The sequence below is a fragment of the Curtobacterium luteum genome, from assembly GCF_001475545.1.
Taxonomy (GTDB): Bacteria; Actinomycetota; Actinomycetes; order Actinomycetales; family Microbacteriaceae; genus Curtobacterium; species Curtobacterium luteum_A.
This window is the reverse complement of record NZ_LDQC01000021.1, coordinates 32116-45492: the sequence shown is the minus strand read 5'-3', so window position 1 is coordinate 45492 and position 13377 is coordinate 32116. Positions and strand designations below refer to the sequence as shown.

General features: G+C 71.1%; 11 protein-coding genes. 9 read left to right on the top strand and 2 right to left on the bottom strand.

The window, feature by feature from the left end; genetic code table 11:
- Positions 1-74: 74 nt before the first annotated feature.
- Positions 75-1082, bottom strand: coding sequence for a LysR family transcriptional regulator (locus NS184_RS03475; RefSeq protein ID WP_058724744.1), 1008 nt, complete (start codon positions 1080-1082; stop codon positions 75-77).
- Positions 1083-1152: 70 nt separating this feature from the next.
- Between NS184_RS03475 and NS184_RS03470 the strand changes: the two genes are divergently transcribed.
- The 4 genes from NS184_RS03470 (at position 1153) to NS184_RS03455 (ending at position 4811) form a co-directional block, all read left to right on the top strand.
- The gene (locus NS184_RS03470) at positions 1153-2202 is read left to right on the top strand and encodes an aminotransferase class V-fold PLP-dependent enzyme (protein ID WP_058724743.1); all 1050 of its coding nucleotides are present in this window, start codon (positions 1153-1155) and stop codon (positions 2200-2202) included.
- Positions 2203-2316: 114 nt separating this feature from the next.
- Complete coding sequence (locus NS184_RS03465) at positions 2317-3702, top strand: glycine--tRNA ligase (protein WP_058724752.1); 1386 nt, start codon at positions 2317-2319, stop codon at positions 3700-3702.
- Between the two features lie 156 nt (positions 3703-3858).
- Positions 3859-4593: a DsbA family oxidoreductase gene (locus tag NS184_RS03460; protein WP_058724742.1), complete on the top strand. Its 735-nt coding sequence runs from the start codon at positions 3859-3861 to the stop codon at positions 4591-4593.
- Entirely contained in the window at positions 4590-4811 is a 222-nt protein-coding gene (locus NS184_RS03455) for a hypothetical protein (protein WP_058724741.1), read from the top strand. Before NS184_RS03460 ends, NS184_RS03455 begins: the two co-directional genes overlap by 4 nt.
- Before the next feature lie 59 nt (positions 4812-4870).
- On the opposite strand, the gene NS184_RS03450 is transcribed toward NS184_RS03455, so the two are convergent.
- The gene (locus NS184_RS03450; RefSeq protein ID WP_058724740.1) at positions 4871-5356 is read right to left on the bottom strand and encodes an aminoacyl-tRNA deacylase; all 486 of its coding nucleotides are present in this window, start codon (positions 5354-5356) and stop codon (positions 4871-4873) included.
- 47 nt (positions 5357-5403) lie between these two features.
- Between NS184_RS03450 and dusB the strand changes: the two genes are divergently transcribed.
- The 5 genes from dusB to NS184_RS03425 all read left to right on the top strand — a co-directional run bounded on the left by dusB (position 5404) and on the right by NS184_RS03425 (position 13375).
- Entirely contained in the window at positions 5404-6558 is a 1155-nt protein-coding gene (dusB, locus tag NS184_RS03445) for a tRNA dihydrouridine synthase DusB (protein ID WP_058724739.1), read from the top strand.
- Positions 6555-7844: a deoxyguanosinetriphosphate triphosphohydrolase gene (locus NS184_RS03440; RefSeq protein ID WP_058724738.1), complete on the top strand. Its 1290-nt coding sequence runs from the start codon at positions 6555-6557 to the stop codon at positions 7842-7844. Before dusB ends, NS184_RS03440 begins: the two co-directional genes overlap by 4 nt.
- Before the next feature lie 212 nt (positions 7845-8056).
- Positions 8057-9994, top strand: coding sequence for a DNA primase (dnaG, locus tag NS184_RS03435; protein ID WP_058724737.1), 1938 nt, complete (start codon positions 8057-8059; stop codon positions 9992-9994).
- A gap of 562 nt (positions 9995-10556) precedes the next feature.
- Positions 10557-12173 (top strand): ABC transporter substrate-binding protein, encoded by a 1617-nt coding sequence (locus NS184_RS03430; RefSeq protein WP_058724736.1) that lies wholly within the window; start codon positions 10557-10559, stop codon positions 12171-12173.
- A gap of 71 nt (positions 12174-12244) precedes the next feature.
- Positions 12245-13375 carry an ABC transporter permease gene (locus NS184_RS03425; RefSeq protein ID WP_430733533.1) on the top strand — a complete coding sequence of 377 codons (1131 nt, stop codon included), beginning with the start codon at positions 12245-12247 and terminating at the stop codon, positions 13373-13375.
- Positions 13376-13377 lie beyond the last annotated feature (2 nt).

Sequence of the window (13377 nt, the reverse complement as noted above, 5' to 3'; positions counted from 1 at the left end):
CGGGAGGCCCGTGGCGGCGTCGACCCGCGCCTCCCGTCCGACGCGTGCCGCGCCGGTGCCGGAGGCGTGACCGGTCAGCCGAGCAGGTGCGCCGCCGCACCGACCGCCGCCAGCGCGGCGCCGATGCTCGGGACACGCTCGGCGCCCCGGGCGACGACCACCTCCACCCGGCGGGCGAGTTCGTCGCCCGCCGGCGTGACCGTCACGCCCGGCGGCACGATCGTCGTCGTGAGCGCGAGCCGCGGGAGGAGCGCGACGCCCACGCCCGCCGCGACCAGCCCGACCACGGCCGCAGCGTTGTCCGTCTCGAGCACGATCTCGGGGGTGAATCCCGATGCCGCGCACGACGCCAGCAGGTGTCCACGGCAGCGGGGGCAGCCCCCGATCCACCTCGCGTCCCGCTGCGCCGCGAGGTCTGCGACCACCTCGGCGCCGGGCGCGTCGGCGGACACCGCGGACGCCGCCCTCGTCGCGGTCACCGGACTCGTCGCGCTCGTCGCGGTCACCGGACTCGTCGCGCGCGTCGCGCTCACCGGACGTGTCGGGGTCACGAGTGCGAGCGGGTCCCGGCCGAGGACCTGCGCCGTGAGCGTGGGATCGGTGAGCACGTCGTCGTCCTGCGGTGCGTGCGAGAACGTGATCGCGACGTCGACCTCGCCCCGGCGCAGGAGGTCGACCGCCTCGGGCGGCTCGGCCTCGACGTACGACGTCACCACGCCCGGAGCGTCAGCGGCCATCGTCGCGAGCGCCGACGGCACGAGCGTCGACGACGCGCTCGGGAACCCGGCGATCCGCACCCGCCCACGGGCGAGCCCTCCGACGGCCTCGAGGTCCTCGCGAGCGGCGGCCAGCGCGGCCTCGACCGCGAGGGCGTGCTCGGCGAGGACCCGCCCCGACTCCGTCAGGGTGACGCCGCGTGCTCCGCGGAGCACGAGGTCGTGCCCGAGCCGCCGTTCGGCCCGTGCGAGGAGCTGGCTGACGGCCGGCTGGCTGTACCCGAGGGCACCGGCAGCGCGGCTGATCGACCCGGCGTCGCGGACGGCGCGGAGCACACGGAGGAGTTGGGGATCGAGACCGTCCACAACACCATGTTATGGGGGAGCGAAGCAAGCTGCCCTGGTGTGATGGACCGGCCGACACCACGGTAGAGGTATGGACTCCTTCGTCGACGGCTCCGGCTACCTCGCCGCCTGCACCGCCGGACTCCCGACGCTCGGCACGCTCGCGGCCATGCGCGCGGACCTCGACGAGTGGGGACGCGCGGCGTCGTCCCCGGTGGCGTACGGCGCCCTCGTCGAGGAGGGCCGCGCGCTCTTCGCCCGCATCGTCGGCCTCGACCCCGCACGGGTCGCCACGGGTTCCCAGACCTCCGCGATGGTCGCGGTCGCCGCGGCCGCGCTGCCCGACAGCGCCGAGGTCGTCGTCCCCGACGGCGACTTCAGCTCGGTCGTCTTCCCCTTCCACGCGCAGGCGCACCGCGGCGTCCGGGTGCGCAGCGTCCCGCTCGACCGGCTGGCCGACGAGGTCCGGCCCGGAACGGCACTGGTCGCGTGGTCCGCGGTGCAGTCCTCGAGCGGTGTGGTCACCGACCCGGCGCCGGTGCTCGACGCGGCCCAAGCGGTCGGTGCGATGACGCTGTGCGACCTGACGCAGGCGGCCGGGGTGCTCCCGGTGTCCGCCGCACCGTTCGACGTCACGGTCACCCACGCCTACAAGTGGCTCTGCGCGCCGCGTGGCGTTGCGTTCGCCACGTTCTCGGACGCCGCGCTCGAGCGGCTCCGTCCCGTGCAGGCCGGTTGGTACGCGGGCGCGGACGTGTGGTCGTCCTGCTACGGCCCGACGATGCGGCTCGCCGACGACGCGCGCCGGTTCGACGTGTCGCCGGCTTGGCAGGCCTGGCCCGGGGCGGTCGCCGCACTGCGGCACCTCGCGTCGGTCGACGCAGCCTCGGCCTGGAGGCACGCCACCGGACTGGCGGACCGGCTCGCGGACGCGCTCGGGTCGCCGCGGAGCGGTCAGGCGATCACGACGTTCCCGGATCCGGCGGGTGCAGCGCTCCGGGCGCTGACGGACGCGGGGGTGACCGCGAGCGGGCGGGCCGGCCGGCTCCGCCTGGCGCTCCACCTCTGGAACGACGACGAGGACGTGACGCGCGTCGTCGACGTGCTCGGGGGACTGCCCGGCTTCAGACCTGTGGGGTGAGACGACCCGTCCACAGGTGCCGCGCCTCCCGTCCGCCGACGGTCGAGAGGCCGGTACGCTTGCCCGGTACCTTCCCGCACCGGGCACCCAGTCCGGCGACCCATGGAGTCCCTCTTGGCACAGTCCTCCCGTCTCGACAGCGTCATCGCCCTGGCCAAGGGCCGTGGCTTCGTCTTCCAGTCGGGGGAGATCTACGGCGGTTCCCGTTCCGCGTGGGACTACGGGCCCCTCGGTGTCGAGCTGAAGGAGAACATCAAGCGCCAGTGGTGGCAGCGGTTCGTCCGCGGTCGCGGGGACATGGTCGGCCTCGACTCCGCCGTGATCCTGCCGCGCAAGGTGTGGGAGGCCTCGGGCCACGTCGCCACCTTCACCGACCCGCTCGTGGAGTGCCTGCACTGCCACCACCGCTTCCGTGAGGACCACCTGCTCGAGGCCTTCGAATCGAAGAAGGGCCGGAAGCCCGAGGGTGGCATGGCCGAGATCGCGTGCCCGAACTGCGGCACCCGCGGCGAGTGGACCGAGCCGCGTGAGTTCTCCGGCATGCTCAAGACCTACCTCGGCCCGGTCGAGTCGGAAGAGGGGCTGAACTTCCTCCGCCCGGAGACCGCGCAGGGCATCTTCGTCGACTTCGCGCAGGTCGTCACGACGAGCCGCCAGAAGCCGCCGTTCGGCATCGGGCAGGTCGGCAAGGCCTTCCGCAACGAGATCACGCCCGGCAACTTCATCTTCCGCACGCGTGAGTTCGAGCAGATGGAGATCGAGTACTTCGTGCCGCCGGCCGACGCCGAGACCCACTACGAGCAGTGGATCGCGGACTCCGTGGCCTTCTACACCGACCTCGGCATCGACCCGCAGAACCTCCGCCGCTTCGACGTGCCGGACGGCGAGCGTGCGCACTACTCCGACGCCACCGCCGACATCGAGTACCGCTTCGGGTTCCAGGGCTCCGAGTGGGGCGAGCTCATGGGCGTCGCGAACCGCACCGACTTCGACCTCAAGAACCACATCGAAGCCTCCGGCAAGGACCTCCGCTACTTCGACCAGGCCGCCAACGAGAAGTACGTGCCGTACGTCATCGAGCCGTCCTTCGGACTCACCCGTGCGCTCATGGCGTTCCTCATCGACGCCTACCACGAGGACGAGGCTCCGAACGCGAAGGGGGGCGTCGACAAGCGAACGGTCCTGCGGCTCGACCCGCGCCTCGCCCCGGTCAAGGCCGCGGTGCTGCCGTTGTCGCGCAACGAGCAGCTCTCGCCGGTCGCCCGTGGGCTCGCCGACGACCTCCGCAAGCACTGGAACGTCGACTTCGACGACGCCGGTGCGATCGGCCGCCGGTACCGCCGCCACGACGAGATCGGCACGCCGTTCTGCATCACGGTCGACTTCGACACGCTCGACGACCAGGCCGTCACGGTGCGCGAGCGCGACACGATGTCGCAGGAGCGCGTCTCGCTGGACCAGCTGCAGGGGTACCTCGCCGCGCGGCTCCTCGGCGCGTAGCGCGCGCGACGCGACGCGGCTGCGGCTGCGGGTGCGGCATGTCCGCATCGAACCACGGAACCGACGTCGAACCAGGCCCTGTGCTTGGTTCGACGTCGGTTCCCTGGTTCGATCTCGACCTCGGAATAGCCCCGTCCGGCCAGCGTTGCAGCCGCTGTGAACGATTCAGTGAAGGTCGATGTCTGGTCCGACATCGCGTGCCCCTGGTGCTACATCGGCAAGCGGAAGTTCGAGTCCGGCGTTGCCGCATTCACCGCCTCGGACGACGCCCGTCCGGTCGAGGTGGAGTACCACTCCTTCGAGCTCAGCCCCGACACCCCCGTCGACTTCGAGGGCACCGAGGCCGAGTTCCTCTCCGGCCACAAGGGCATGCCGGTGGAGCAGGCGCAGCAGATGCTCGACCACGTCACCGGTGTCGCGAAGTCGGTCGGGCTCGCGTACGACTTCGAGGCGATGCACCACACCAACACGGTGAAGGCGCACCAGGTCATCCACCTCGCCAAGGAGCACGGCAAGCAGCTCGACATGGTCGAACGCCTGTTCGCCGCCTACTTCGAGCGCGGCGAGCACGTCGGACAGGACGACTCGCTCGCCGACCTCGCCGCGGAGGTCGGGCTCGACCGCGACGAGGTGCTGGCGACCCTGCGTGACGACACCCAGCTCGCCGCCGTGCGCGCCGACCAGGCGCAGGCGCAGGCGTTCGGGATCAACGGTGTCCCGTTCTTCGTCATCGACGGCAAGTACGGCGTCTCCGGTGCGCAGGACCCCGCCGCCTTCGCACAGGTCCTGCAGCAGGTCGTGCAGCTGCGGCAGACCACGCCCGAGGAGCTCGCCGAGGCCGCGCAGCGTGCCGCGGACGACGCCCGCGCGGACGCCGAGGCGACCCGATGACGGCCGTACAGCCGACGGATGCGGCCCGTCCGGGCCTCCCGTCCGCCGTTCCGCCGGTGTCGGTGCCCGACGCGCTCACGGGCGCGTTGACGGTGATCGACCGGGAGGCGCGCCCCGGCCTGCTCACGCTCGTCACCCCGGGCGGTGCGCCGGTCTGCGAGGGCGACACCTGCTTCGTCCCGGGCGCCGAAGGCGTGTGGGCCGAGGTCCCGGACTGATCGTCAGCTGCAGTTCCTCAGTTGATGATCGTCAGCTGATGATCGCCAGCGCCGGGCGTTCAGGCGCGGGCGGGCTCCTCGTCGGTGATGTCGGCGACCGTCGCGTCGTACGCCGCGACGAGCTCGTCGGCGTCGACGAAGGCGCTCGCCCCGTGGCGTCCGGCACCGAGCGCGACCCGACGCCCGAGGATCCGCTCGTCGGCGTACACCGGCAGGTCGCCCATCGCACCGATCGGGGTGATGGTGCCGCGCTCGTAGCCGGAGGCCTCGAGCGCGGTCGCGGCGTCCGGCATGGAGAGCTTGTTCACGCCCACGACGGAGCGGAGCTTCTTCCACGCGATGCTGCGGCAACCCGGGACGAGTGCGAGCACGAAGCCGCCGTCGTGGCGTTTCACGACGAGGGTCTTGACGATGTCACCGGGCTCGATGCCGAGGAGTCCCGCGGCGTCCTCGAGGGAGTTCGCTGGCGGCCGCTCGACGAGGTCCACGCGGAGTCCGCGGGCGGCGGCGTCGGCGTCGAAGCGGGCGATCGCGGTGTCGGTCATGTGGAGAACGCTACCGGCGGGCGCCGACGTGGGAGAATGAGCAGCGTATGACGATCACACAAGCGCCTCCGAAGGGTTTGCGCATCGGCCCGATCGAGGTCGAGGCGCCGGTCGTGCTCGCGCCGATGGCGGGCATCACGAACATGGCCTACCGCCGGCTCTGCCGTGAGTACGGTGCGGGCCTGTACGTCTGCGAGATGATCACGTCGCGGGCGCTCGTCGAGCGCACCCCGGTGTCGATGCAGCTCATCCAGCACCACGAGTCCGAGACCCCGCGGTCGATCCAGCTGTACGGCGTCGAGCCGAACACCGTGGCAGAGGCCGCGACGATCCTGGTGGGCGAGGACCGCGCCGACCACATCGACCTCAACTTCGGCTGCCCGGTCCCGAAGGTCACCCGCAAGGGCGGTGGGGCCGCGCTGCCGTGGAAGCTCGACCTCTTCAAGGACCTCGTCGAGAAGACCGTGCGCGCCGCCGGTGACGTGCCGGTCACGGTGAAGATGCGCAAGGGCATCGACGCCGACCACCTCACGTACCTCGATGCCGCCCGCATCGCGCGCGACGCCGGTGTCGCCGCGATCTCGCTGCACGCCCGCACCGCGAACGAGCACTACTCGGGCCACGCCGACTGGTCCGCGATCGCCACGCTCAAGGAGACGATCACCGACATCCCGGTCCTCGGCAACGGTGACATCTGGTCCGCCGCCGACGCGCTGCGGATGGTCGACGAGACCGGGTGCGACGGTGTGGTCGTCGGCCGCGGGTGCCTCGGGCGTCCGTGGCTGTTCGGCGACCTCGCGGCGGCGTTCCGCGGCGAGGACGTCCGGGCGATGCCGACCCTGGGCGAGGTCGCGGTGGCGTTCCGCCGGCACGCCGAGCTCCTCGTCGAGTTCTTCGGCTCCGAGGACCACGGCTGCCGCGACGTCCGCAAGCACGTCGCGTGGTACTTCAAGGGGTACCCGATCGGCGGCGACGTGCGCTCCGGCCTCGCGATGGCGTCCTCCCTGCAGGAGATCGACGACCTGCTCGGCAAGCTCGACTGGACGGCTCCGTACCCCGGCGCCGACGTCGAGGGCCCGCGTGGTCGCGCGGGGCACCCGAAGCGGACAGCCCTGCCCGACCGCTGGCTCGAGTCGCGCGACGTCGACGCCGAGTTCCGCAAGGTCCTCGCCGCCGCCGAGCTGCACCACAGCGGCGGATGAGCGCCACCGCCTCCTACGGTCCGGCCGACGCCGAGCGCTGGCTCCCCGAGCAGCACTCGAACCGCCGGTCCGACTTCGCCCGCGACCGCGCCCGGCTGCTGCACTCCAGCGCGCTCCGACGCCTCGCCGCGAAGACGCAGGTGCTCAGTCCCACGACCGGGCTCGACTTCGCCCGCAACCGCCTGACACACTCGCTCGAGGTCGCGCAGGTCGGCCGGGAGCTCGCCGACTCCCTCGGCCTCGACCCGGACGTCGTCGACACCGCGTGCCTCGCGCACGACATCGGGCACCCGCCGTTCGGCCACAACGGCGAGACCGCTGTGAACGCGTGGGCCGCGAGCATCGGCGGGTTCGAGGGCAACGCGCAGACACTGCGGCTCCTCACCCGCCTCGAACCGAAGGTCTACGGCTCCGGTCCGGACCACGACCGTGCCTACGGTCTCAACCTGACGCGGGCATCGCTCGACGCCAGCTGCAAGTACCCGTGGCCGGCGTCGCACGGGGTCTCCGAGGCCTCGTCCGGCCGGACCAAGTTCGGCTTCTACGACGACGACCACGCGGCCTTCGAGTGGCTCCGCGCCGGTGCTCCCCGTCGGCAGCGGTGCATCGAGGCGCAGGTCATGGACCTCTCCGACGACATCGCGTACTCGGTGCACGACTTCGAAGACGCTGTCGTGGCGGGGTTCATCGACGTCGCGGCGCTCGGTGACCGCGTCGGCGAGAACGACATCGTCACCGCCATGCACGCCTGGGTCGGGGACGACCTCAGTCGTGAAGAACTGCTCGAGGCCTTCGACCGACTCCGGTCGCTGCCGCTGTGGATGACGTCGTACGACGGCTCCCGGCGTGACCTCGCCCGGCTGAAGAACCTCACCTCGCAGCTCATCGGACGCTTCGCCCGGACGGCGACGGCGGCGACGCGGGAGTCCTACGCGTCGGGGTCGCTCGTACGCTTCGCCGCCTCGGTGGTCACGCCGCCGGAGATCATCGGCGAGATCGCGGTGCTCAAGGGCATCGTGGCGGCGTTCGTGATGACACACGGTGACCGGCAGCCCGTGTACGAGGAGCAGCGGCGGATCCTCACCGAACTGCTCGACGCCCTCGCGGCCACCGGCAGCGCGGACCTCGAGCCGGGCTTCGCGGCCGACTGGCGGGCGGCGTCCGACGACGCCGGACGGCTGCGGGCCGTGGTCGACCAGGTCGCGAGTCTGACCGACCAGGGTGCGCTCGCGTGGCACCGGCGGCTCGTCGTGGGGGAGCGGGAGCGCACGCACATCCCCGTGTGAGCCGGGCGCTCGGCACGCTCGGCCTGCGATCGTGTGAACGACGTCGCACGGCCCGGCCCGGCCCGGCGCTCCGACGGCCGCGCGCGCTGCTCGCGCGACCACGGGCGGCGGTGCCGTGCGCGCCCGTCCTGCACCGTTCCTCCAGGCCGGAGCGCCGTCCACAGGACGGGTGGCGGCAGGCGGGGGTCGGCGGCACGAACTAGGATCGAGGGGTGGCTGGCAGGATCGCGCGGAACGACATCGACGAGGTCCGCTCGCGTGTCAACATCGCGGACGTCGTCGGCGACTACGTCACGCTGAAGCACGCGGGCGTCGGCTCGATGAAGGGCCTCTGCCCGTTCCACGACGAGCGGTCGCCGTCGTTCCACGTCCGACCGCAGGTCGGGCGCTACCACTGCTTCGGCTGCGGTGAGGACGGCGACGTCTTCAGCTTCATCATGGCGCAGGACCACACGACCTTCGCCGAGGCCGTCGAGCGCATGGCTGCGAAGATCGGCTACACGCTCCACTACGAAGAGGGCGACGGGCCGCGCACCGACTACAACACCCGGGCGCGGCTCATCGCCGCGAACGAGGCGGCCCTCGAGTTCTTCACGTCGCAGCTCACCATCGGGGCAGCCGAGCCCGCGCGGCGCTTCCTCGGAGAGCGCGGCTTCGACCCGGGCGCGGCGCAGCACTTCGGCGTCGGCTTCGCGCCGAAGTCGTACGACGCGCTGAAGGACCACCTGCGCGGCCGTGGCTTCACGCTCGAGGAACTCACGAGCGCCGGGCTCGTCAGCCAGGGCGACCGCTCGCCCTACGACCGCTTCCGTGGTCGGCTCATGTGGCCGATCCGCGACGTCACCGGGGCCACGATCGGGTTCGGTGCCCGACGCCTGCTCGACGACGACAAGGGCCCGAAGTACCTCAACACCCCCGAGACGCCGATTTACCACAAGAGCCAGGTGCTCTACGGGATCGACCTCGCCCGGCGGGACATCTCGAAGCAGAAGCAGGTCGTCATCGTCGAGGGGTACACCGACGTCATGGCGTGCCACCTCGCGGGCGTGACCACCGCGGTCGCCACGTGCGGGACCTCGTTCGGTGTCGACCACATCAAGGTGCTGCGCCCGATGCTCGGCGACGTGAGCGGCGCGGACCCGAACGCCAACGGCGAGGTCGTGTTCACCTTCGACCCGGACGACGCCGGGCAGCGCGCCGCCTCGCGGGCCTTCGCGGAGGAGCAGCGCTTCGCCGCGCAGACCTTCGTCGCGGTCGCGCCGGAGGGGCTCGACCCGTGCGACCTCCGGCTCGCGCGCGGCGACGACGCCATCCGGCGCCTCGTCACGAACAAGCGACCGATGTTCGAGTTCATGATCCGGCGCACCCTCGACGGGCACGACCTCGAGACCGTCGAGGGTCGCGTCGGCGCGCTGCGGGCTGCGGCTCCCGTGCTCGCGACGATCCGCGACCGGTCGCTGACGCAGGGCTACGTTCGGGAGCTCGCGGGCTGGCTCGGCCTCGACATCCCGGAGGTCCGTCGCGCGGTCGAGAACGCCCGGCAGCGAGCGCGCGGTGCGCAGGACGACCGGGCCGCGGGGACGGTGCCGGTCGCGCAGGCGGGTCCCGGCGGCGAGCTGGTCGCCCCAGCCGACGAGCCCGTGGCCGGGCTGCGATCCCTCCCGAACGACCCGATCACCCGCATGGAGCGCGACGCGGTGATGGCGATGGTGCAGCAGCCTGGGCACGTCGGTGCGCCGTTGCTCGGCCTCGCGGCCGCGGCCACGTTCTCGGCGCCGATGCTCGCCGTCGTCCGGGATGCCGTCGTGGCCAACGTCGACGCGATCGGGGCGGGCGACTGGCTCGACCGCTTGATCTCCGACGTGCCGGCACCGCTCCGGAGCCTCGTGCAGGAACTCGCGCTGTCCCCGATCCCGGCCCGCACCGACGAGGACCTCGCGCTGTACTGCCGGAGCATCGTCGTGGCCCTGGTCGAGCGAGACCTCCTCGCGCGCAAGGCGTCGCTGCTCGGCCAGCTGCAGCGGGCGGACCCGCACGAGCAGGCCGACCGTCGCGCGGAGATCCAGCGGCAGCTCGTCGACATAGACGCACAGCGGATGCGGCTGCGTGCGGACTCCGAGGCCGCGGCGGCCGCGGCCGGCCAGCGCTGACCGTTCTTCGGGCGGACGCGGCGGCCGCCGGCCAGCGCTGCCGCGACCAGCACGGCACGCGCGCGACCACGAGGGGAGCCGCGCAGCGCGTGGCGGAGGCGACCCGTGCCTCCCGGCAGGCCGCGGGTGGTCGCGTGGATCGCCGACCACGGCGGGCGCGCGCGGCACGTCGTGCGACCAGGACGGGCGCCACGCCGAGGTTCCGGGACTCGCCGCGCGCATGGTGCCGAGGTTCCACGCACCGGTCTTCGGGCGCCGCGAGATTCCGACATTCTGGAACCTCCGCGCATCGCCCGACCGAGACGGACGGCTCGAAGCACCCGACACGCCCGGCGACCGGCCACTGTTGCCCAACGCAACAATCGTGCGTGACACGCCGCTCGGGACCGGCGACATGATGCGCCAGACGACGCGGTCCTGCATTACAGCGGTGTAAACAAATCGCCCTCGGTTCGTTGGGTTCCGTGACAGGGTGGTACCAATGAGCGTTCCTGACCGGGCACACAGTCGTTCCACCCGCCGGTCAGGACTCCTGCAATCATCACCAGAGAGGTACACGGACATGGCATCCGTCACCAAGTGGGGCAAGCGCGGCATCGCGCTCGGCGCCGGGGCAGCAGCGACGGCGCTGGTGCTCACCGGCTGCGCGAGCGGCAGCGTGTCGTCCGCCGACCTGAACGGCATGACGATCGGCACGACCGACAAGATCACGTCGCTCGACCCGGCCGGCTCCTACGACAACGGCTCCTTCGCCGTGCAGAACCAGGTGTTCCCGTTCCTGATGAACACCCCCGTCGGCAGCCCGGACGTCAAGCCCGACATCGCGACCAAGGGCGAGTTCACGAACCCGACCACGTACGAGGTCACCCTCAAGAAGGGCCTGAAGTTCGCGAACGGCCACGACCTCACGTCGAGCGACGTGAAGTTCTCGTTCGACCGCGAGCTCAAGATCAACAACGAGAACGGCCCGCAGTCCCTGCTCGCCAACCTCAAGAGCATCGACACCCCGGACGACACGACGGTCGTGTTCAACCTCGACCACGCCGACCAGACCTGGCCGCAGGTGCTCTCGAGCCCCGCCGGTCCGATCGTCGACGAGCAGGTCTTCTCCGCGGACAAGCTCACCCCCGCGGCGGACATCGTCAAGGGCAAGGCGTTCGCCGGGCAGTACGAGATCACCTCGTACAAGGAGAACGACACGATCCAGTACAAGGCGAACAAGGAGTACGACGGCCTCCTCGGCAAGGCGAAGACCGACGAGGTCACCGCCAGCTACTACACCAAGGAGACCGACCTCAAGCTCGCCGTGCAGAAGGGCGACGTCGACGTGGCGTACCGCTCGCTCACGCCGACCGACATCGCCGACCTCCGCAAGGACGACAACGTCAAGGTCACCGACGGCCCCGGCGGCGAGATCCGCTACCTCGTCTTCAACTTCAAGACGCAGCCGTTCGGCACCGGCCAGTCCGGCGCTGACGAGAAGAAGGCCCTCGCGGTCCGCCAGGCGGTCGCGGACGTCGTCGACCGCGAGAAGCTCGCGAAGGACGTGTACAACAACACGTACTCGCCGCTGTACTCGATGGTCCCGGACGGCCTGACCGGTGCGGCGACGCCGTTCAAGACCCTCTACGGCGACGGCAACGGCGGCGCGGACGTCGACAAGGCGAAGCAGACGCTGTCCGACGCCGGTGTCTCCGGCAAGGTCCAGCTCGACATCCAGTACGCGCCGGACCACTACGGTTCGACCTCGGACGACGAGTACGCCGAGCTCAAGACGCAGCTCGAGAACTCGGGCCTGTTCACCGTGAACATCCAGTCGACGGTCTACACGACCTACGCCGTGGACCGCACGAAGGACGCCTACCCGGTGTACCAGCTCGGCTGGTTCCCGGACTTCTCGGACGCCGACAACTACCTGTCGCCGTTCTTCACGAAGGACAACTTCGTGCAGAACCACTACGACGACCCGACGATCCAGAAGCTCATCTCCGAGGAGCAGGCGGAGTCGGACGCGTCGAAGCGCGCCGACCTCATCGAGCAGGCGCAGCAGCGCGAGGCCGAGCAGATCTCGACCCTCCCGCTCCTGCAGGGCAAGTCGATCGCCGTGGCCGGCAAGGACGTCAAGGGCCTGACCCTCGACGCCTCCTTCAAGTTCCGCTACGCGACCCTCTCCAAGTAGCACCGATGTGACCCCAGGGGGCGCTCCGCCACGGAGCGCCCCCTGACCACGTCCCGAAAGGCACCCACCCCGTGACCCTCAGCACTCCCGAGGTCGGCCCCGGCGCCGGCCCCGGAGCGAGCTCGGACCTGGCCACCGACCCGACCAAGCCCCAGGCACAGCGACGTGCCTCGGGGCAGGGCGGCGGACTCGGCCGGTACGTCCTCGTCCGGTTCCTCCTGATCTTCCCGACCGTCTTCATCCTCGTGACGCTCGTGTTCTTCCTGATGCGCGTGATCGGCAACCCGATCACCGCGTCGGTCGGCGGTCGTCTCACCCCCGACCAGCTGCAGGAACGCCTGCACGCCGCGGGCTACGACCGACCGGTCCTCGTGCAGTACCTCGAGTACCTCGGCAACATCGTCCGGCTGGACTTCGGCGAGACGACGACGGACCACCGCCCGATCACCGAGATCATCCTGCAGTACGGCGGCGCGACCGCGGAGCTCGTCTTCTACGCGCTCATCGTCGCGCTCGTCCTCGGCATCCCGCTCGGCATGCTCGCCGCGTACGTCCGCGACAAGTGGCCGGACGTGCTGTTCCGCGCCCTCGCGATCCTGACGTACGCGACGCCGGTGTTCTTCGGCGGTCTGCTCCTCAAGCTCGTGTTCTCGGTCTGGCTCGGCTGGTTGCCGCTCGGTGACCGCGCCTCGACCCGGGTCAGCCTGGTCCTCGACAACATCCCCGGCGCGAGCGGCATCTACATCATCGACGCACTCCGCACCGGCAACGCCCAGATCATCGGGGACGTGCTGGCGCACGCCGTCCTGCCCGCGCTGACACTCGGCCTGCTCACCGCCGGCATCTTCCTCCGCCTGGTGCGCGCCAACATGATCGGCTCGCTCGGTTCCGAGTACGTCGACGCGGCGCGCTCTCGGGGCGTCCGGGAGGCGCGGCTCGTCCGGACCCACGCCTTCCGTCCGGCACTGGTCCCGATCATCACCGTGATGGGCCTGCAGATCGCCATGCTGCTGGGTGGTTCCGTCCTCACCGAGACCACCTTCGGGTGGCGCGGGCTCGGCTTCGAGCTCAACCAGTACCTGTCGGCCCGCGACTTCGTCGCGGTCCAGGGCATCGTCGCGATGCTCGCGGTGATCGTCGCGGTGACGAACTTCATCGTCGACGTCGTCGCGGCGCTCATCGACCCGAGAGTGAGGTTCTAGCG